Origin of the sequence: Candidatus Viadribacter manganicus (assembly GCF_001679665.1) — a bacterium.
In the GTDB taxonomy this organism is placed as follows: domain Bacteria; phylum Pseudomonadota; class Alphaproteobacteria; order Caulobacterales; family Aquidulcibacteraceae; genus Vitreimonas; species Vitreimonas manganica.
In genome coordinates this window covers 1,772,866-1,792,413 of sequence record NZ_CP013244.1, presented here as the reverse complement: position 1 = coordinate 1,792,413, position 19,548 = coordinate 1,772,866, and the positions used below count along the sequence as shown (strand labels likewise).

Annotated in this window: 17 protein-coding genes and 1 tRNA gene; 14 read left to right on the top strand and 4 right to left on the bottom strand. The window is 60.2% G+C overall.

Translation table 11 applies throughout. The features are described from left to right. The first annotated feature begins 58 nt into the window (after window positions 1-58). Genes ATE48_RS09270 through ATE48_RS09260 form a run of 3 tightly spaced genes read left to right on the top strand, consistent with a single transcriptional unit; the run spans window position 59 to window position 2,540 of the window. On the top strand, window positions 59-1,045 hold the full coding sequence (locus ATE48_RS09270; RefSeq protein WP_066770491.1) for an agmatine deiminase family protein: 987 nt from the start codon (window positions 59-61) through the stop codon (window positions 1,043-1,045). Next, window positions 1,045-1,881: an N-carbamoylputrescine amidase gene (gene aguB / locus ATE48_RS09265; protein ID WP_066770490.1), complete on the top strand. Its 837-nt coding sequence runs from the start codon at window positions 1,045-1,047 to the stop codon at window positions 1,879-1,881. Before ATE48_RS09270 ends, aguB begins: the two co-directional genes overlap by 1 nt. Then, window positions 1,881-2,540 (top strand): DsbA family oxidoreductase, encoded by a 660-nt coding sequence (locus ATE48_RS09260; protein WP_066770486.1) that lies wholly within the window; start codon window positions 1,881-1,883, stop codon window positions 2,538-2,540. Before aguB ends, ATE48_RS09260 begins: the two co-directional genes overlap by 1 nt. Here ATE48_RS09260 and hisN read toward each other — a convergent pair. After that, entirely contained in the window at window positions 2,537-3,319 is a 783-nt protein-coding gene (gene hisN / locus ATE48_RS09255) for a histidinol-phosphatase (protein WP_066770482.1), read from the bottom strand. The two genes, ATE48_RS09260 and hisN, sit on opposite strands and share 4 nt — an antisense overlap. Window positions 3,320-3,404: 85 nt before the next feature. Beyond that, window positions 3,405-3,806, bottom strand: coding sequence for a helix-turn-helix domain-containing protein (locus ATE48_RS09250; RefSeq protein WP_066770479.1), 402 nt, complete (start codon window positions 3,804-3,806; stop codon window positions 3,405-3,407). A gap of 263 nt (window positions 3,807-4,069) precedes the next feature. Here ATE48_RS09250 and ATE48_RS09245 point away from each other — a divergent pair, with 263 nt between their 5' ends. After that, complete coding sequence (locus ATE48_RS09245) at window positions 4,070-4,510, top strand: hypothetical protein (RefSeq protein WP_066770477.1); 441 nt, start codon at window positions 4,070-4,072, stop codon at window positions 4,508-4,510. A 10-nt stretch (window positions 4,511-4,520) separates the two neighbouring features. Here ATE48_RS09245 and typA read toward each other — a convergent pair whose 3' ends face one another. Next, the gene (gene typA, locus ATE48_RS09240; protein ID WP_066770475.1) at window positions 4,521-6,362 is read right to left on the bottom strand and encodes a translational GTPase TypA; all 1,842 of its coding nucleotides are present in this window, start codon (window positions 6,360-6,362) and stop codon (window positions 4,521-4,523) included. Window positions 6,363-6,465: 103 nt separating this feature from the next. On the opposite strand from typA, the gene ATE48_RS19745 reads away from it, so the two are divergent. After that, on the top strand, window positions 6,466-6,855 hold the full coding sequence (locus tag ATE48_RS19745; protein ID WP_156767698.1) for a hypothetical protein: 390 nt from the start codon (window positions 6,466-6,468) through the stop codon (window positions 6,853-6,855). 108 nt (window positions 6,856-6,963) lie between these two features. Further along, complete coding sequence (locus tag ATE48_RS09235) at window positions 6,964-7,464, top strand: hypothetical protein (RefSeq protein WP_156767697.1); 501 nt, start codon at window positions 6,964-6,966, stop codon at window positions 7,462-7,464. A 1-nt stretch (window position 7,465) separates the two neighbouring features. On the opposite strand, the gene ATE48_RS09230 is transcribed toward ATE48_RS09235, so the two are convergent. After that, window positions 7,466-8,377, bottom strand: a complete 912-nt coding sequence (locus tag ATE48_RS09230; RefSeq protein ID WP_083197257.1) for an N-formylglutamate amidohydrolase — start codon at window positions 8,375-8,377, stop codon at window positions 7,466-7,468. Between the two features lie 145 nt (window positions 8,378-8,522). On the opposite strand from ATE48_RS09230, the gene cpdR reads away from it, so the two are divergent. The 8 genes from cpdR to pglX all read left to right on the top strand — a co-directional run bounded on the left by cpdR (window position 8,523) and on the right by pglX (window position 19,544). Continuing rightward, window positions 8,523-8,885, top strand: a complete 363-nt coding sequence (gene cpdR, locus ATE48_RS09225) for a cell cycle two-component system response regulator CpdR (protein ID WP_066770463.1) — start codon at window positions 8,523-8,525, stop codon at window positions 8,883-8,885. Between the two features lie 61 nt (window positions 8,886-8,946). After that, a tRNA-Val gene (locus ATE48_RS09220) sits at window positions 8,947-9,021 on the top strand. A 223-nt stretch (window positions 9,022-9,244) separates the two neighbouring features. After that, a complete protein-coding gene (locus ATE48_RS19410; protein ID WP_228126876.1) occupies window positions 9,245-9,613 on the top strand; it encodes a helix-turn-helix domain-containing protein in 369 nt (122 codons plus the stop codon). A 301-nt stretch (window positions 9,614-9,914) separates the two neighbouring features. Continuing rightward, window positions 9,915-10,472, top strand: coding sequence for a BrxE family protein (locus ATE48_RS09210; protein WP_066770461.1), 558 nt, complete (start codon window positions 9,915-9,917; stop codon window positions 10,470-10,472). Then, on the top strand, window positions 10,469-11,236 hold the full coding sequence (locus ATE48_RS09205) for a BrxA family protein (RefSeq protein WP_066770459.1): 768 nt from the start codon (window positions 10,469-10,471) through the stop codon (window positions 11,234-11,236). Before ATE48_RS09210 ends, ATE48_RS09205 begins: the two co-directional genes overlap by 4 nt. Further along, entirely contained in the window at window positions 11,233-11,808 is a 576-nt protein-coding gene (locus ATE48_RS09200) for a BREX protein BrxB domain-containing protein (protein ID WP_066770456.1), read from the top strand. Before ATE48_RS09205 ends, ATE48_RS09200 begins: the two co-directional genes overlap by 4 nt. Before the next feature lie 10 nt (window positions 11,809-11,818). Continuing rightward, entirely contained in the window at window positions 11,819-15,349 is a 3,531-nt protein-coding gene (brxC, locus tag ATE48_RS09195) for a BREX system P-loop protein BrxC (RefSeq protein ID WP_066770455.1), read from the top strand. Between the two features lie 7 nt (window positions 15,350-15,356). After that, entirely contained in the window at window positions 15,357-19,544 is a 4,188-nt protein-coding gene (gene pglX, locus ATE48_RS09190; protein ID WP_066770454.1) for a BREX-1 system adenine-specific DNA-methyltransferase PglX, read from the top strand. Window positions 19,545-19,548: the final 4 nt, after the last annotated feature.

Below are 19,548 nucleotides of genomic sequence, written 5' to 3'. Positions count from 1 at the left end.
CTTGTGTGGGGGGCAAACGTGCCTATCTGGCGTCGTTCGTATGCGCTAAGGAGCCGCCATGACGACGATCCCCGCTGAATGGCGCCCTCACAAGGCGATCTGGACTGGCTGGCCTTCGGCTGCCGACCTTTGGGGCGAGGATTTGGATCCGGCGCGCGCCGAGGTGGCAACCATGATCCGAGCGCTCTGGGATAGCGGCAATGGTGACAAGGTGCGTGTGTTGGCGCACGGGCGAGAGGCGGAAGCCTCCGCGAAGCTTGCGCTTGGGCAAGCGGCCGAAGTGCTGCCTGGCGCGTTCGGCGATATCTGGTTCCGCGATACCGGGCCGATCTTCGATGCGAGCGGCGTGGCGCATGGGTTCCAGTTCAATGGCTGGGGCGGCAAGTACCAGCTGCCGCACGACGATGAGGTTGGCGCCCGCATCGCGCTGCTCGCGAAGGCCGACTATCGCCGGCATGATTTCATCCTGGAGGGTGGCGCCATCGAGATGGACGGCGAAGGCACCTTGCTTACGACCCGCCAATGCCTGCTCAATCCGAACCGCAATGCGCACTGGACCGAAGAGGGTGCGGAAGTTGCGCTGAAGCGCGCGCTCGGCGTTGAGAAAATTCTGTGGCTCGACGAGGGCCTGCTCAACGATCACACCGATGGGCACATCGACAATCTCGCTCGTTTCGTTGCACCGGGCAAAGTCGTGTGCCAGTCGCCGGCAAATCGTGACGATCCCAACCACGACGTTTTGGAGGAGATTGCACTTTCGCTCGGCGCCATGCGCGACGCGAAGGGCCGCAAGCTTGAAGTGATCCGTATTCCGTCCGTCGGCTTGGTCGAGGACGAAGATGGCGACGCCGTGCCTGCGAGCCATATGAATTTTCTGATTGGAAATTCGACCGTGGTGGTGCCGATCTATTCTGGCAGCGGCGATGACGCCGTGAACGCGCTCGCGCCGCTCTTCCCGGGTCGCAAGGTCATCGGGCTTTCGTCGCACGCTATCTTGACTGGTGGAGGCTCGTTCCATTGCATCACTCAGCAGGAGCCGGCGTGATGGCAAAGACGATCAAAGTCGCCGCGATCCAGACATCGTACGGCGAAGACCTGAAAGCCAACATCGAGAAGACCGAGCGCTTTGTTCGCGAAGCGGCGAGCAAGGGCGCGGAGGTCATTCTTCCGTCGGAGCTGTTTCAGGGCCCGTACTTTTGCACGACCCAGGAGGAGAAGTGGTTCGGCGCTGCGCATGAGGCCAAAACTCATCCGTGCGTTCTGGCGATGGCGCCTTTGGCGAAGGAGCTTGGCGTCGTCATCCCGGTTTCAATCTATGAGCGCGATGGGCCGCAGTACTACAACTCAGTCGTCATCGTGGATGCGGGCGGCAAGCAGCTCGGCGTCTATCGCAAGAGCCACATTCCCGATGGCCCCGGCTATCAGGAGAAGTATTACTTTCGACCCGGCGATACAGGTTTCAAAGTTTGGGACACGGCGTTCGGGCGCATCGGCGTCGGCATCTGCTGGGACCAGTGGTTCCCTGAAGCTGCACGCGCGATGGCGATCCAAGGCGCGCAAGTTCTGTTCTACCCAACGGCAATCGGCAGTGAGCCGCACGACAGTTCGCTCGACACGCGCGATCCGTGGCAGCGCGCCATGCAGGGTCATGCCGTATCGAACGTGATTCCGGTCGTAGCGAGCAATCGCATTGGCACTGAAGCCAGCGGCCAGAAATTCTATGGCTCAAGCTTCATCGCCGACCATCGTGGAGATCTGGTGCAGAAGTTCGAGCGCACGGAAGAGGGTGTCCTTGTGCACGAGTTCGATCTCGACTTCCTCGATCGGCACCGCGCCGCGTGGGGCTTTTTCCGTGACCGGCGCACGGAGTTTTATCGCTAATGGCCGACCCGCTTCGCATCGATTTCATTTCTGACGTTGCCTGCCCATGGTGCGTGATTGGTTTGCGGTCATTGCAGCAAGCGCTGGCTTCCGTAGGCGATGAAGTGAAGGCTGAGATTCGCTTTCAGCCGTTTGAACTCAACCCGAACATGCCGCCGGAAGGCGAGAACGCCGGCGAGCATGTGCAGAAGAAGTATGGCTCTTCGCCTGAGCGATCGGCGGCGGCGCGGCAGATGATCAAGGAAAGCGGCGAGCGCCTTGGCTTTACGTTCAATTACGGTCCCGATAGCCGTATTTGGAATACGTTTGACGCGCATCGTCTGCTGCATTGGGCTGACATCGAGGGCAGGCAGCTTGCGTTGAAGGAAGCGCTCTTCAAACTCAACTTCACTGACCAGCGTTCAACCAGTGATCATGCGGCGCTTCTGGACGCCGTGCGTGAGGCAGGGCTCAACATCGCGCGCGCGGGTGAAATCCTGGCGACCGATGAGTTCGCTGATGAAGTTCGTCACGATGAGGATCAGTGGCGCGCGAACGGCATTCAGGCAGTGCCGTCGGTGATCTTTGACAATCGCTGGCTGATCCAAGGTGGTCAGCCGCCAGAAGTTTTCGTGCAAGCGATCCGCGACATTGTCAGCGGGCAAGCGAAAGAAGCTTAGCGCAGTAAGCCCAGCGCTGCGTCGCGCGCGCGTGGGTCTCCGAACGCTAACACTTGGCCGCCGCGGCTCGCATCGCCGCCATCCCAAGTGCACACGCCGCCTCCAGCGCCGTTCAGGATTGGAATGAGCGCGCAGATGTCGAACGGCTTTAAGCCGCTCTCGATCACGCAATCCATGGTGCCTGAAGCGACCATGGCGTAAGCGTAGCAATCGTAACCAAATCGCGTGAGCTTGGCCTGTTGGCGCACGCGCGAGAAGGCCGCGCCTTCGTCGCCCGGCAGAATGTATGGGTCCGTGGTTGAGAGGATCGCTTCGCTCAATGATGCGCATGCGCGCACTTTAAGTGGGCTGACGCCGGCGTCGGTGACCAATTCGGCGCCATCGTTCCAACCGCGATAGCGTTCGCGCAAGTAGGGCTGGTCCATGACGCCGACGATTGGCTTGCCTTCGAAAGTGAGGCCGATCAGCACGCCCCACAGCGGCAGGCCTGAAATGAAGGCGCGTGTGCCGTCGATCGGGTCGAGCACCCATTCATAGCCGCTCACGCCGGGAGTCTCGCCGTATTCCTCGCCGAGCACGCCGTGCTCTGGGAATTGCGCTTCGATGAGCGCGCGCATGGCGCGCTCTGCGGCTTTGTCGGCATCGGTCACGGGATCGAAGAGCGAACCTTTGCTCTCCACTGTGTGCGGCGCGCGGAAATAGGGGAGGATTGCGGCGCGTGCGGCATCCGCCAGAGTGTCGGCAAAAGCTAGAAGGCGTGCTGTGTCGTGAACCGGCATCGGTGCACTATAGGCTCACGCACAAACGAAAACAGGCCCGGCAGATGCCGAGCCCGTCCCCGTTTCCCCCAAACCGAGGCGGCGGTTAGGCCGCGTCGGTGGATTCGTCTTGCAGCGCCTTCGCGAGATCGAGGAGGCGGCGACGCGGACGTTCACCGAGTTTGTAATAAGCGCGGATGAGTTCCAGCGTTTCCTTCTGCGAAAGAACGTCGGCCGCGATCAGATCGCGATCGTTCGCAGGCGCGCCAGGCGTTGCCGGAGCTGCAACTTGCTGGAGGCCTTCGAAGAAGTAGTTCACCGGCACGTTCAGCGCGACGGCGAGTTCGTACAGGCGAGAAGCCGTCACGCGGTTGGCGCCGCATTCGTACTTCTGGATTTGTTGAAAGCGGATGCCGATGGACTCAGCCAGTTGTTGCTGGGTGAGGCCCAAGAGACGGCGACGGCGGCGAAGCCGTTTGCCGACATGGAGGTCGATGGCGTTAGCCATAGGTGTGCGCCCTTGTTCATGGCGGTGTCCCCCATGGGCCCGCCTTATGCGCAGTTGGAGAGCACGGACCGTGCCACGCTTCTGTGACGCGAATTGTTCCGTCGTAAGCTTTTGTTGAGCATGCGAGGCGCGCGCCAGGCGATTTGTGCCCCGTTTCGGCGCCACGTGCTTTGGTAAACGCGCCGGGGCCACGGTTTCGACATGGCCTTGCCCTTTGTGGTGCATCTTCAGGCGGGACTTATTCGTCTCATACGGAGCCGAAGATGAAGATGCGTGCGTTCCTATTTGTTGCCCTGTTCGCGCTAGGCGCTTGTGCTTCGACCCAGAGAACCTTCACCTATCCTGCCGGAATGCCAGATGCCGATGTCTTCGTCGGCGATCAGCGCTTTCAGATATGGTTTCACGATCGCACGCAGCGTGTGCTTGTGGTTCGCGGCCAGCCGCGCGCCCTTGGCCTATTGATGGCCGAGAACATGACCATTTACGCTAATGATCGCTCGCTTGGCATCTTGTGGTGGGGCGCGGCGGCGAATGCGGTGCTTACGCCAATGGGCTGCTACGGCACCGAGGTTACTGGCGCCGATCAGATGCGAGAAGTGGAATACACGTGTCCACAACCGGTGGACGTTCGAGCACAGCTGCCGCAACGGCGCGTGGTATGGCGCCGCGGCGTACACGTGCCGGCGCCAGAAGAGCAGCGTTAACGCGTAGACGTCAGCCGGCTTCCTTCGCGCGCTGAGCCTTCTTGCGCTCGTTTGGATCGAGGTGGGCTTTGCGGATGCGGATGGCGGCAGGCGTGACTTCAACCAGTTCGTCATCCTCGATCCAAGCCATGGCTTGCTCGAGCGTGAGGCGGCGCGGCGGGGTGAGGCGGATGGATTCATCCTTACCGGATGCGCGGACGTTGGTGAGTTTCTTGCCCTTGAGCGGGTTCACGTCGAGATCTTCGCCGCGGCTGTTCTCGCCGATGATCATGCCCTCATAGACATCTTCGCCGTCGGCGATGAACATCTGGCCGCGCTCTTCGAGATTCCACAGCGCGTAGGCAGTCGATTGACCCTTGTCGTTTGAGATCAACGCGCCATTGCGCCGGCCCGGAATTTCACCCTTCCACGGCGCCCACGAGTGGAAGAGGCGGTTCATGACGCCCGAGCCACGCGTGTCCGTGAGGAATTCGCCGTGATAACCGACCATGCCGCGCGACGGCGCCAGCATGACCAGGCGAGTTTTGCCGCCGCCCGAGGGGCGCATGTCCTGCAGCTCGCCTTTGCGGATGCTCATCTTCTCGATGACGACGCCGGTGTATTCGTCGTCCACATCGATGACGACTTCTTCCACCGGCTCTAGCGTCTGGCCGTTCTCGCTGCGCGTTAGCACTTTCGGGCGCGAGAGCGAGAGCTCGAAGCCTTCGCGGCGCATGGTTTCGACGAGCACGCCGAGTTGAAGTTCGCCGCGGCCGGCAACTTCGTAGGCGTCCTTGTTTGCGGTTTCGGTGACGCGAATGGCGACGTTCGATTCCGCTTCCGCCAGTAAGCGGGCGCGAATGACGCGGCTCTGCACTTTGTCACCGGCGCGGCCGGCGAGCGGTGAATCGTTGATCGAAACCGTGATCGCGAGCGTTGGCGGATCGATCGGCGTCGAGGGCAGTGGCGCAGCAAGATCGATGGCGCCGATCGTGTCGGCGACGGTGGTGTCGGTAAGGCCGGCAATGGCGATGATGTCGCCAGCTTCCGCGCTATCGACGGGCACGCGCTTCAGGCCGCGGAAAGAGAGCAGCTTGGTAAGGCGGCCGCGCTCGATTTCCTTGCCGTCACGACCAAGCGATTTGACGCTGTCGCCAACCTTCACGCGACCGCTTTCGACGCGGCCCGTGAGAACGCGGCCTAGGAAGTGGTCAGAGTCGAGCATGGTGACGAGGAACGCGAACGGCTCGTCCTTGCGCGTGATCGGCTCGGGCTCAGGTACGTGGCGGACGATAAGTTCGAAGAGGGGCGTGAGATCCTTGTTCTCGCCGCTCATTTCCGTCTTTGCCCATCCTTCTTTGCCGGACGCGTAGAGGATCGGGAAATCGGCTTGTTCGTCGCTGGCGCCGAGCGCGAGGAAAAGTTCGAAGATCTCATTCAGCGCCTGGTCTGGATTGGCGCTCGGGCGGTCAACCTTGTTCAGAACGACCATCGGCTTCAGACCGCGCGCAAGCGCTTTCGACAGCACGAACTTGGTTTGCGGCATCACGCCTTCGCTGGCGTCGACCAGGATCACGCAACCATCAACCATGCCGAGGATACGTTCGACTTCGCCGCCGAAATCGGCGTGGCCGGGCGTGTCGACGATGTTCAGGCGATATTCTTCGCCGTCCTTGTCCCAGAGGATCGAAGTGCATTTTGCGAGAATGGTAATGCCGCGCTCACGCTCTTGATCGTTGGAATCCATGGCGCGCTCTTGCCGGGCTTCGTTGGCGCGGAAGGCGCCGCCCTGGGTAAGCAGTTGGTCGACCAAAGTGGTCTTGCCATGGTCGACGTGGGCGATGATCGCGAGGTTGCGGAGGCGCTCGGCCATAATTCTGGGCTTTCAGACGGGAAGGGCAGGCTTCTGCCCGCGATAGGCGCCTGCTTCAACGGCAGACCTGGAGATTCCTTATGCAGGACCCATGCGGGTATGCATGTTAGCACGTGCAATATGGGATGGTGAGCTAAAAAATCAAATTAAATCAGATCTTTATATGAGTTTACAAAAACGTGACGTTCGGTTCACCTTGCAAAATGCTGCGTTGCGAAATAAGTTTATGGCGTTGCGGGGTTTCGCGATCCCGCTCCCGCCCTATCGGGCGTTTCCTCCCTATTTTACCTTTCGCCGCCGGGCCTCACAGCCCGGCGGTTTTTTCTTTGGGCGCGGGTACGACCGCAGGCTAGCTAGCGGTAGAGGGGGATCTGTGACCGAACCGAGTAAACGCGAAGAACTGAACGACGCTGTCGAGGACGCGTTCGGCTTCAATTTCCGATCCCTCAAGACGGTGCGCGATTTGTTTTTTGCGGCCGCGGCGCGTTTTTGAATCGTACGCCAATCGTGATCGCCACAGCTACACGCCTGCTTTGCGGCTCGTGTTCGGTCTTGTCGGTTTGCAAGTGCTGATCTCGGCCCTGTGGGCGGCTGGGAAGGCATGCTCACGCGCCAGTTCGCAGCGATGGATCCTGCTTCCCGCGAAATCTTCGAGCGTGCCGCCGGTGGTGATCTGCCAACGTTCATCAGTCACTACGCCAACGCATTTGGCTTTCTTCAGTCCATCTTGCTGACGCTCTTCACATCGCTCAGCGTCTTCGCTCTTGGCTGGTTTCGACCGCAGCTTTCCTGGCCAAGCCGGCTCAACATTGCGATGGGCGTGCTGACTGCGGGCACGGTCGTTGGCTTGCTGTTGCTGCCGACAATGGCTTTGCCGAACATGTTTGCGTTGGTCTGGATTTCGCCCGCGATCGTGGTGCTTGCGTATTTTTTGACGACGTTGCGCGGCGCGCGCGGCGTGATTGCGGATACCTTAAGTGGTGCATGGATCAAGTCGATAGTCTACACGATCGTGCTGATACTGCTCGTCCTGCTTTCAGGATTGGTGCTTTCGCTGATCTGCGCGTTCCATGCTCTCACAAGCATGCAAGCGGCGACGTGATCTAGGCCAAGCTCTTGTGTAACGCGGCGGCGCTGAGAGCTTCGGCCAGGCGAGTCATGTCGGCGCGCACGCGTGCGTAACCGTTGGTGCGCTCGAGGGTGCGTTCATCGACGTAAAGCCCGCGATTGATCTCAATCTGCAGTGCATGAACGCTTGTCGCGGGCCGGCCGTATGTCTGGGTCGTGTGACCGCCAGCGAATGGTGTGTTCCGCGCCACGCGATAGCCCAACCGCCGCAGCGTCGCTTCGGCAAGCGCGGTCACTGAAGGGTGGCAGGACGCGCCGAAGCGGTCGCCGAGCACGACATCGGGCGCATGCGCGCCGCGCGCGTTGTTCGGCATCGAATGGCAATCGATGAGAACGGCGCATCCGAACAGCTCTTTGGTCTCTGCAACTAGGTTCTGCAGCAGCGCGTGATAGGGGCGATGCACGGCGTTGATTCGTCGGTCCGCTTCGCTCAGCGAAAGCTTGCGCCGGTAAATGGCCTGACCATCGCCGCTGATGCGGGGAATGGCGCCGAGGCCTGCCTGCACACGCGCGGAATTGGTGTGCGGCGAGGGCGGTGGCCGTTCGTCGAACATCTCCGGATCGAGCTCGGCCGGATCGCGGTTGAGGTCGACATAAGCGCGGGCGATCGTACCGGAGAGCACAGACGCGCCATGAGCGGCGGCGCCGGCGAACAATTCGTCGACGTAGGCATCCTCTGAGCGGCGCAGACTGATGAGGCTGACGCGCGCGTCGGCCAAAAGCTCTGGTGGATAGCGCCGGCCGCTGTGCGGGGAGGCGAAGATCAGGGGGGCGGTCCGCCGGAGCGGCTCAATCAATACGAACGGCGGCTCCGCCTGCGCCTCCGCGTGGCGTTCGCCATCCGCAGCGGCCGGCGCCGTGTTTGAGCCGAGGTCGGTCGGGTTCATGCGCTGTTATTGTTCGCGTCGCTTACTGCCGCGTCAATCTTTACGCCTGTTTACCGGCTGTGTGTGGCGGTTCAGGCGGCCTTTACCAGGTGTGTGCTAGGCGTTACCGGTTGAAAGGGGCCGGAAGTTCCGGAGCTGCTGGCGAATGGCGCGAATTCTACTAGCCGAAGATGATGACTCACTCCGGGCGTTCCTGGTGTCGAGCCTTACGCGCGCCGGGCACGACGTCGCCGGTTATGGCGATGGCGACGCCGCCTGGGAAGCGCTTGAACATGCCTCATTCGACCTGCTGCTGACCGACATCGTCATGCCGGGTCTGGACGGTATTGAGCTTGCGCGCCGGGGCGCCGAGGCCGATCCGGCCATGAAGATCGTTTTCATCACCGGCTTCGCGGCGGTGGCGCTTTCGGCTCAAAGCCAGGCGCCGAAGGACGCGAAGGTCCTCTCCAAGCCCTTCCATTTGAAGGACTTGGTGGTCGAGATCGAACGAGTGATCGCGGCGGCTTGAGGAATCCGAATGGGGCCTGTATAGGCCCTCCACCCAACGCAGGACCTGTTCGCAGGTAATCGGGCGCGTAGCTCAGCGGGAGAGCACCACGTTGACATCGTGGGGGTCACAGGTTCGATCCCTGTCGCGCCCACCATCTTTACAAGCACTTAGCCTGTAAAACTTCCGGCAAAATGCCGTGAACGCCTGCCGAACGTGTAAAACTTTTACGGGGTGGTCGTGAACGGCAATCAGGCTGCGACTTGCCACGCGCGGACGTTCTCTTTGGCGCACTCATAGTTGCTTCGTGCTCTTCTCTCGTCGGAGGGAAGTCGCCGTCTCGCCAACGAGCCGGTCGACCGAAGACTGGAGCATGAGCGATGAGAGGTTTAGGCGCATTTCAGGTGGCGCAGATGAAGGCGCGCGACGCGCGGATATTCGCACTCTGTCAGCACCTGCGATCCGCAATTGATTTGTTCGAGCAGATAGCGGCTGAACCGCTTAAGACGCCGGAGACTCTGGTGCCGGAGGTGCAGAGCGTGCCGCCGCCACCGCCGGAGCGAGTTGCTCTGCCCGTCGAGAAACTGACTTACAATCTCAAAGAAGCTGCGACGGCGTTGGGCATCGGCAAAACGACGCTCTACAAGGCTATCGCGGAGCGAAGACTGCGGGCGATCAAACTCGGAAGCCGAACGCTAATTCCATCGGAGGATCTTCGCGCCTGGATCGCGGCGCAGCCGATGAGGTGAAGGATGATCAAGCTTGCTGTTTAGCGCCTAGTTGAGGCGGGCTGTTCATCGAAAGTAGGCTGGGAAGTCACCTTCGCCAAGACAGAGGCCGACATCTTCGAGCGCCTCAAAGTAGAAAGGGGCTCGAGAAGCCTGTAATTCCAGCGCACTAACGTGATCCGGCTAGAGCGGCATCGGACGAGGAGCTGGAGCACCGCCAGGCGAGCGCGCGCTTCATTTCGGTTATAGTCGCCGCACGGATTCGGAGCCGCTCCCTGAATGGAAGTGGTCATATCAACAGGTGGGCGGGTGTTGGGCTTCCATGACTGGTGACGATCTCGATTGGCTGTTGAAAGTCCGAGCTGTGGTGGCTCGCACCGGCGAGATGGATGTTGCTCAATGGTGGAACACGTCCGGACAGCTGAGTCAGCGAGGAGCATTTGTCTTCTCGCGAGGGTTGCCTCGGACGCACCATTTCGCACAGCTGCGCGCCACGATGTTCGCGGCCAGCTCGCGCTGCAGCGAGGTATTTCCGGCAGCGAAGCGCGTGACGCTTTGGAGCCTCACGCCGAGCATTGAGGAGGCCTTCAATGAACGCTGGGATTTGTGGGGCGACGTGGCGAGCGATTGGGCGCCATTCTTTGACCGTGTTGCGGGTATGACGGCGCCCGATCTGTCAGCAAATCTGGCAGCAGTTGATCTCATCGATCAGACGCTGGTCCGCAAAGCGACGCGGCTGAGCAAGTGTGCCGAAGGACGTTCTGTCGCGATTCGAGATTCCTTCGACGGCTCGCGGAATGCGGTTGCATTGCTTGCGTTAGGCTTTGGCTTGGGCGGCATCGGCGAGCTTGTCGTGCCTTACGCTGAGGCTGCGCCATGATCCCCGCGCCGGAGTGGTCCACGCGCCTTGTCACTGTCGGCATGCTCGTCGATGAATCGTTTCGAATGGCGCGTCTCTGGAACGATCAGAAATCGTTCGATGACAACTTCGAGAGCAGCCTCGCGGGGCAATTTCGGTCGATGTCTCTCGAGGGCGCCGTCAAAGCGACGTTGAGACGGCGTTTTCGCGCAATCGAAGCGGCTTCGCCGGTCTTGCTCTTGGCGAAGCAGGGCATGCCATTCCACGAGTGGCGCGATTGTCTCAGGCTCCTGATCGGCGCCACGGAGCAGCCTTTCCGGAGCTTTGTCACCGAGTGGCTTTTCGGAGAGTACGTTCGTGGGCGATACCAGGTGAGGAGCATCGACCTGCATCCTTTTCTCGCCGCTCTTTGGAAAGAAATGGCTAGGACTAAGGAGCCGACCCGATACAGCTTCGAACGCACAGCGACAGGACTTATAAAAGGGGCTCGTGACCTGGGTTTGCTTCAGGGCAACAAATCTAACCACGCGTTCGCGGTAACCCCCCTGAGCGACGAAGTAGCGTTGTTCTACGTCGTATTCATCGCTCAGGTTGAGGGCAGCTTCAGCAAAGTTTCTACGAGTCTGCTGTGGCGACTCGCGATGCTCGGGCCAGCGGAGGTGCATGCCCTTCTTCTGCGGCTGCATCAGTATAAGCGGCTTACGTATGATGTTGCAGGAAGCTTGGTCGCCCTTGAATCCAAGCATCGCTCAATCGAATCCTTCGCTAAGGGCTACCGAGCATGAGCGACTTTAGGCAGCGCCTGCGCAATGACCTCGAACCAATTCTAGGGGCGTTGGATCCACGCGAACGCATTAGCGTCTATCACGACATGCCGTACGCGTTGTTTCGCTACGACCCTGACGAAGAGTTTGAATTGCGCGATGAAGTCGGCAAGCTCACCACGCGCCTGACGCAGCGCGGGAAGCGCGTGACGACGATCTCGCTTGCCGCGTGTCTTGAGGACGCTCTTCAACAAGTGCGTCCTTTGGACGATTGGTTCGAAGCTGAGCGTTCTGCAGGTGCAACCGAGGCAATAGAGACAATCGGCAACGTTCTCAGCGACCTCGTTCCTCTTGTGGATCTCGTAGCGGCGCGTATGCCGCCCTCAGCCGACCCGCTTAAGGACGTGGTTCTCATCGAACGAACGGGCTCTTTGTTTCCCGTCTATCGGACTTTCTCGCTGCTGGAGCAGCTCAAAGGGCGGGTGCTTGCGCCCACTGTGTTGCTTTATCCGGGGCATTTGGATGGTCCGGCGGGGCTGCGTTTCATGGGCATCCTTGATGCCGAGCACAATTACAGACCAAAGATATTCTGAGGAGCGCGCCTTGTCGCAGATAGCAAGACTCTTCGCGAGTGACATTCACCGCCGTATCGAAGAGGTGATCAAAGTCGATCAGACTGATGAGGACATCATCGCCTCGGAGATCGATGAGTATGTCGTGACCGATGCAATCAAGGGCCACTTCTTGGAGGTGCTTGAACGCTACGAGGAGACGCCACGGAAGGCGCACGAGGGCGCGGCAGTTTGGGTGTCCGGGTTTTTTGGCTCAGGCAAATCGTCCTTCGCCAAATTGTTGGGCCTCTCGATTCAGAATCGGGAAATATTGGGCACGCCCGCATCCGAACGTTTTTCGGCGCGCGTCGGCGATAAAAAAATGGGAGTCGTGCTCAACCTCATCGGTGAGAAAATTCCCACGCACACGGTGATTTTCGACGTCTCGACGGACCGTGGAATCCGGTCGGGAAATCAGATGCTCACCGAGATCATGTATCGGCTCTTTCTTGAGAGTCTTGGCTATTCGCGCGACATCGACCTAGCAGAGTTGGAGATTGGGTTAGAAGATCAGGGCAAGCTCGACGCATTCAAGGCCGCGTTTCTTGCTCGCCACAGCAAACCTTGGGATGAGCAGAAGCGCACTCCAATTTTTGCGAGCAATGAGGCCTCCGCGGTGCTGCATCAACTTGATCCAGCGACATATCCACTGGCAGATTCGTGGGCGCGAGGACGGCCGAAGATCGATCTACACACTGGAATGTTCGCGGATCGCGTGGTGTCATTGATGAGTCGACGCCGTCCGGGGCAGTCGCTGATGTTCGTCGCGGACGAAGTCGGGCAGTTCATCGCGCGCGACGTTCAGAAGATGCTCGACCTACAGGCTATCGTGCAGCAACTGGGCGTGAAGGGGCGCGGAAAACACTGGGTCGTTGTGACTTCGCAGGAGCGGTTGACTGAACTTGTGTCCGGTCTCGACGACAGGAGGGTTGAACTTGCCCGGCTCATGGATCGCTTCCCCTTGCAGGTTCACTTGGAACCATCCGACATCGCCGAGGTCACGAGCCGGCGGGTTCTCGCAAAGAATGCCGACGCGGAGAAGCAGCTCGGAAAACTGTTCGACAGCAACCGCGCTCGTCTGGAGGTGAATACGCGGCTCACAGCCGACATCACGCTCGCCCCTTTGACGCGACAGGCGTTCATCGATCTCTACCCGCTGCTGCCATATCAGATCGGTCTAGTGATCGACATTGTGTCTGGGCTGCGCATGCAGGGTGGAGCTAGCCGACATGTGGGCGGGGCCAATCGCACGATTATCAAGCTTGCTCAGCAGCTCTTGATCAATCCCCAAACCGACATCGCATCTAAAGCGGTGGGGACTCTGGTCAGCATAGACCGCATCTACGACCTCATTGAGGGCAACATTGACAGCCAGGTGCGGGCCAAGATCGCGACGATCCCAGCAAAGGTCTCGCACCCACTCGCGCAGTCAGTGGCAAAGGCAATCTGCCTTTTGCAGTTTGTGAAGACCGTCCACCGAACGGCCGAGAATATCGCAGCCACGCTAATCGACAGCGTCGAGGGAGACTCGCGCTTGACCGAAGTGCGCGAAGCCTTGTTGGCGCTGGAGAAGGCGTACCTCATTCGGTCGGACAGCGGCGGCTACAAGATCCCTACGCCAGCGGAAGATGATTGGGATCAGACGCGCGCGGCCATCACGCTGAAGCCCGCTGACGAGAAGCGTTTGATCGCGGGGATAATCGCAGATTTCTGGCGGCCGCAACCATCGCACACGCTGGGCGATGCCAAGAACTTTCGCGCCGGCCTAACGATTGCAGGTAATTCGGAGGAGGTTGGAGATCTCACGGTCCATTTTGAACTCGCGGACGATCCAGCTGGGCTGGCGGCAACAGCGGAACAGGCCCGTAATCGCAGCCAGACGGATCCTGCGGGCGTGTTCTGGGTTGCCGCCCTGGATGAGGACCTCAGGCGCGATCTTATCGAGACGTTCCGTTCCGATGAGATCATTAAACAAAAGTCGCGAGGCGCGCAGAGCGCCGAAGAAACATCGTTGGTCGCCGAGGAGAAGGCGCGCCTGAGCAATCACCGTCGGGAACTCACGCGCCGGATGCGCGCGGCCGTTCTTGCTGGCCGCGCTTACTTCAGAGGGAATGAGCGCGCTCCTGAGCCCGGCGTGGCGGATGTTGGCAAGGCGGTAGAGAGCGTTCTCGGACAGGCGCTTCCACTTGTGTATGATCGACACACCGAGGCCTCTGCGAAGAAAACAGATGTCGCGAAGGGCATCGAGGCGCTGCTCACGGCGGAAAATCTTGCCGGGCTTCCGGCGGTGTTTTCACAACTAGCGCTGCTTAAGGAGCAGCAAGGAAAGAAGGTATTCCGAACTGACGCGAACCCGTTGTCGGAGATCGCCGCGCTTATCGACAGTCGCGCCAGTTACGGGCAGATCGCAACCGGCAAGACGTTAGAGGATCAGTTTCTCAAGGCGCCTTTCGGCTGGGACGTCGATGTCGTGCGATTGCTTACATTGTCGCTCCTGCGGGCGGGCGTCATCGATGGCGTGGTAAAAGGACAACCCTTTGACACCGCGACAAGCGATGCGGCGCGAGATTGCTTCTCGAACAACAACCTCTTCCGATCATCGAGCTTCCGACCGAAGAAAGGCATCGACTTTGATGTCATCGTTGATGCAGCGGCGCGATTCAAGGAGACCTTCGGGGAAGAAGCGAAGGAGCTGGCGCAGGGGCCAATTGCCGAAGAGATCCGAACAGCAGTTGAGCGACGGGAAGAGGCCGTCGACAGCGCGTTGGCGACATTAAGGGCGAACAAGCTGCCTGGCGCCGAGATGCTTGAGACGGCGCTCAGCGAAATGCGTTCAATCCGGCGCGGTACGCAGGATGCGGCGATCCTCGGATTCAATGCATCGTATCTAGGTATCAAGGAAGCGATCCAGCGCTCTGGCGAACTTAGCCAAGCGTTGACGGAGCCGGCGTTGCAGGCCGTGCATAAGGCTCGGGAGGCGCTCGTGCGCATGCCTGCGCTGAGCGAAGAGGTCGACATTGATGCCGCGGTGCTGACCTCTGGCGCAACCTTGGACGACCTTCTCAAGCGCGAGACGTTCTTTCGGGAGTTTGCTGCGATTGAAAAGAATACGCTAACTGTCGCCACTGAGTATGCGCGTCGTTACAAGGCGGCGCTCGACGGACGCGTCGAAGCCTATGCCGGTGCGGTTGCCCATCTGCACGCTACGCCCGGTTGGGAGCGGCTGGACGAGGCCCAAAGAACCGACATTGCCGCCCCGCTAAGCCATTGGGCTGATCCGACCGTCAACAATCAATCGATCCGCCATATGCGGTCGGAGACCGAACTGGCCGGACACCGGCTCGTAGCTGCCATCGAGAAGGTGCATCAAATTCTCGAAGGTGAGCGGTTGGCCACAGTGTCGGTATCGCAATTTTTCGCCGGCGGCATCGAGACCGAAGAGCAATTGGACCAGGCGCTCTCGGGCATCAGAGAGGAACTCGCCCGCCTTATCGGGGCGGGCAAGAAAGTGCTCGTGAGGTAGACGCGCCGTGGACAAGGAAACAAGAAGCGCCATCGAACGGGCGACGCAACGCGCAAGACGACTTCTGACAGAAGATTTCGCCGAGCAGCTCGACGCAACTTTTGACGTGCGCCCGGATGGACGCGTTGCGGAGCGCGGAGGCGCCCATCTGAACGAGCGTCAGTACTATGACCGCGCCAAGATCGTGGCCGCCGTAGAGCACAAGCGCGCCTCGGGTATGACGCCGAAAGACGCGGTGCAGGACTATGTGCGCGATGCTGCCTTCACTGCGCTCAACCGCTTTGCCGCGTTGAAGATGTTGGAAGCGCGTGGGCTCGTGCAGGAATGCGTCACGCGTGGCGAGGCTTCGTCAGGGTTCGCAGAGTTTTGTGGACTCGCGCCCGCGGTAAAGACGCCGGATGGCGCCGGCTATCGCCTCTACATCGAATGCATTTTCGACGAGCTCTCGACAGAGGTGAAGGTTCTCTTTGACCGTCGCGATCCGGCGGCCGTTGTTTGGCCAAGGCGCGGCACGTTCGAGCAGCTCCTCGAAATTCTCAATGCTGAGGAGCTGAAAGAAGTCTGGGGTCAGGACGAGACCATCGGCTGGATCTACCAGTACTTCAATTCAGGCGAAGAGCGCCGCAAGATGCGCGAGGAAAGCCAGGCGCCGCGAAACAGCCGCGAGTTGGCGATCCGCAATCAATTCTTCACGCCACACTACGTGGTGCAGTTTCTTTCGGACAACACGCTCGGCCGCATCTGGTACGAGATGCGCAAGGGCGCAACGCGGCTGGGTGAGCTTTGCGAGTACATGGTGCGTCAGCCCGGAGAGAGCTTCGCCGCAGAAGGTGAGGAGGTCGCACCCGACATCATTCCTGACGGCATGAGCCAAGACGAGCTGTGGCGACGGCCGATCCGTGTGCCGCACAGAGCCAAGAAGGATCCTCGCGACATGCGCACGCTCGATCCGGCATGCGGATCTGGGCACTTCCTGCTGTACGTGTTTGGCCTTTATCTTGAGATGTATGAGGAGGCTTGGGGCGACGAGGGATCGCCAGCCTCGGAGATCACCGGGCGTACGTTGCGTGAGGATTATCCGGACTTAGGAGCGCTGCGACGGACGCTGCCAAGTCTCATCCTCGCGCACAACTTGTTCGGCGTCGACATCGACCCGCGCTGCGCACAGATCGCTCAGCTCGCGCTGTGGATGCGGGCGCAACGGGCTTTTGACGGACTCGGCATCTCACGGGCGGATCGCCCGGCGATCCGGCGTTCGAACATCGTGATCGCGGAGCCGATGCCCGGCGAAAAGGACATGCTCGCTGAGTTTCTTGCCGAGCTAAAGCAGGACCGCCTCGAAAGCCTTATTCGCCGCGCTCTCGACGTGCCGCCTGACCGAGCCGTGCAGACAACCGAACAGATGGCGAGTGCGCTTGCTATGCTCGTGGGGACCGTTTGGGACAGCATGCAGCTCGCTGGCGAGATGGGATCGCTGTTGAAGATTGAGCAAGAACTCGCGGGCGCAATCGAAAAGGGCCGCACCGAGTGGGAGGAACGGCAGCCGATCTTTCGCGGCACTGCGTTTGCTCTCGATGGAGCCAAATCAGAAGCGCTCGCACGGTTTGTGCATGGCGCGGTGGACGACTTTTGGTCGAGAGCGGAAAAACTGGTTTTTTTTGCGCTCTCCGAATACGCAACGTCCGCGACAAACGGGAAGAGCGCGCGGCGCCGGCTCTTTGCTGAAGATGCCGTGCAGGGGTTCGCGCTCGCGGACGTGCTGCGGCAGCGCTTCGACGCAGTGCTCATGAATCCACCTTTTGGTGCCGGAGCAATGCACGCTAAAGCTGCGTTTGAACGCGCATATCCCAAAACCAAGAACGACATTTACGCCGCGTTCGTTGAGCGTGGGACGCAGCTGCTCGAATATCGTGGTCGCATCGGTGCCATCACATCAAGAACTGGGTTTTTTCTGTCGAGCTTTCAGCGATGGCGAGAGGACGTCGTGCTGAAGGCAGCACCGCCGGTCGTGATCGCTGATCTTGGCCTAGGGGTGATGGATGCTGCGCTGTTGGAGGCGGCCGCTTACTGTCTGGAGGCGGGCAACGATCTCGGTCGTTGTAGAGTGTACCGGACGTTGAGCACTCGCGACCACAAGCAAGAAGTTCTCTTTGCTGGCATCACAGGGCGCACATCTACCGACGCCTACTATGTGCAGACAGCGCAGTTCAAGCGCATTCCCGGCGCGCCGTTCGCCTATTGGATCGAGCCGTTCGTGTTGCGCTTGTTCCGGGAAAACTCGACGGTAGGAGATCAGTTTGAAGTTCGTCTTGGTGCGTCAACAAAAAACGATGGGAGGTACATTCGAACCGCGTGGGAGGTCGCCTGTGTGGAATCTGACAAGTGGTTTTCTCTAGCCAAGGGCGGAGCATATTCGCCGTACTGGGGCGACATCCATCTGGTTGTGGCGTGGCGGAACGGCGCTCATGAGATCGCCGCCGAGTTGGAAGCAAAGTATCCGTATCTTCGAGATAACATCGACTTCGTTCTGCATCGCAATGACCCTCACTTCAGCCCGGGCTTGACGTGGACCAGGAGGACGAAAAGCCCACTCTCGATGCGCGTTCTCAATGCCGGCTGTGTTTTTGCCGATAAGGGCCCATCAATCTTCCCGCGTGATCGGCATTTGCTGGATGCCACGTTGGCGTTGCTTGCCATCTGCATGAGCAAGGTGTTCCAGCACCTTGTCGAGGTTCAGCTTTCTGCGGCTGAACCCACCGGCAGGGGTGGCGTTGCAAGATCGTACGAGGTCGGGATAATCGAGGGGACCCCCATTCCGCCGATGTCTGACGCTCTGGTTTCGGAACTTGCGCCCATCGCGCGGCGCGGCTGGACCTTGGCAAGGGCTCAGGCATCGACGCTGGAGACAACGGATGCGTTTGTCCTTCCAGCAGCGCTCGTGAGACGCGCGCTCGGTGAGTCCTTTGCAGACATTCAGGCCGCAACAGATAGCGTCGTGGCCAGGCACTACGGACTCACAGACGAAGAGGTCGGTGCTCTTCATCGCTGGTCCGATAGGGGTGCATCGCGCGACGAGACAGATGTTGAGGCAAGTGACGCGGAGGGTGCTGCAGAAGCAGATGATGCGGACGATGACGGGGAGGAGGGAGAGCAAGAATCGGAGGCCTCACGACCGGCACTTTTTTCTTGGATATTAGGGGTCGCTTTTGGCCGCTTTGATATTCGTCTGGCGACGGGGGAGCGAGGCTTGCCGGTAGAGCCTAGTCCGTTCGATCCACTGCCAAAGCGCTCGCCCGGTATGGTTCCCGACGGCCAGCTGCCATTCCGCCCTAACGGCGGTATCTTAGTCGACGAGTTCGGTCACTCTGACGACATTGCGGCGATTGGTGAGGCGATTTTTGCCCGCATGGATCTTGCGCTTGGAAGCGAGAGGATCACGCGCGGCCTTAGCGGGTCGACCAACGCCGATGACTACAGGTTGTGGCTCAGAAAGGATGCGTTCACGGAGCACATAAAGCGCTATTCCAAAAGCCGGCGCAAAGCGCCGATCTACTGGCGGCTCGCTACTGCTTCTGGCGGATATTCCGTCTGGATTTACATTCATGCGTTCACGCGCGACACGCTGCTGCGGGTGCAGAATGACTACGTCGCCCCCAAACTAATCCACGAACGCCGCCAGCTCGACATCCTGCGCGCTGACGGAGGCGCCAACCCCACCGCCGCTGCCTCCCGCGCCATCGCCACGCAGCAAACCTTCGTTGAAGAGCTGCAGGTTTTGCATGACGAAGTCGCGAGGGTCGCGCCACTTTGGGCGCCCGAACTCGACGATGGCGTCGTCATCAATGCTGCGCCGCTTTGGCGTCTCTTTTCCGCGACGCGCTCTTGGCAGAAGGAAGTGAAAGGCGTTTGGGAAAAGCTGGTCGCCGGCGGCTACGACTGGGCGCGCCTCGCCATGCACCTCTGGCCAGAACGGGTTGTGCTGAAGTGCGCCGAAGACCGTAGTCTCGCCATCGCGCACGACCTGGAAGACGTGTTCTGGTTTCAGGACGCTGATGGTAAGTGGAAGCAGCGCCCCGCGCCGACGCAGACCGTGGAGTCATTGATCGCGGGTCGCGCTTCTCCCGCCGTTAAAGCGGCGCTGAAGAGCTTGATCGAGGCGCCGGACGTGAGCCAGCGTCGGCGACGGGGCCAATAGAGGG

Bases quoted from the DNA above. Each gene is read 5' to 3' on its own strand.
- ATE48_RS09270 (WP_066770491.1), top strand. From the start codon at position 59: ATGACGACGATCCCCGCTGAATGGCGCCCTCACAAGGCGATCTGGACT.
- aguB (WP_066770490.1), top strand. From the start codon at position 1,045: ATGGCAAAGACGATCAAAGTCGCCGCGATCCAGACATCGTACGGCGAA.
- ATE48_RS09260 (WP_066770486.1), top strand. From the start codon at position 1,881: ATGGCCGACCCGCTTCGCATCGATTTCATTTCTGACGTTGCCTGCCCA.
- hisN (WP_066770482.1), bottom strand. From the start codon at position 3,319: ATGCCGGTTCACGACACAGCACGCCTTCTAGCTTTTGCCGACACTCTG.
- ATE48_RS09250 (WP_066770479.1), bottom strand. From the start codon at position 3,806: ATGGCTAACGCCATCGACCTCCATGTCGGCAAACGGCTTCGCCGCCGT.
- ATE48_RS09245 (WP_066770477.1), top strand. From the start codon at position 4,070: ATGAAGATGCGTGCGTTCCTATTTGTTGCCCTGTTCGCGCTAGGCGCT.
- typA (WP_066770475.1), bottom strand. From the start codon at position 6,362: ATGGCCGAGCGCCTCCGCAACCTCGCGATCATCGCCCACGTCGACCAT.
- ATE48_RS19745 (WP_156767698.1), top strand. From the start codon at position 6,466: ATGTTAGCACGTGCAATATGGGATGGTGAGCTAAAAAATCAAATTAAA.
- ATE48_RS09235 (WP_156767697.1), top strand. From the start codon at position 6,964: ATGCTCACGCGCCAGTTCGCAGCGATGGATCCTGCTTCCCGCGAAATC.
- ATE48_RS09230 (WP_083197257.1), bottom strand. From the start codon at position 8,377: ATGAACCCGACCGACCTCGGCTCAAACACGGCGCCGGCCGCTGCGGAT.
- cpdR (WP_066770463.1), top strand. From the start codon at position 8,523: ATGGCGCGAATTCTACTAGCCGAAGATGATGACTCACTCCGGGCGTTC.
- ATE48_RS19410 (WP_228126876.1), top strand. From the start codon at position 9,245: ATGAGAGGTTTAGGCGCATTTCAGGTGGCGCAGATGAAGGCGCGCGAC.
- ATE48_RS09210 (WP_066770461.1), top strand. From the start codon at position 9,915: ATGACTGGTGACGATCTCGATTGGCTGTTGAAAGTCCGAGCTGTGGTG.
- ATE48_RS09205 (WP_066770459.1), top strand. From the start codon at position 10,469: ATGATCCCCGCGCCGGAGTGGTCCACGCGCCTTGTCACTGTCGGCATG.
- ATE48_RS09200 (WP_066770456.1), top strand. From the start codon at position 11,233: ATGAGCGACTTTAGGCAGCGCCTGCGCAATGACCTCGAACCAATTCTA.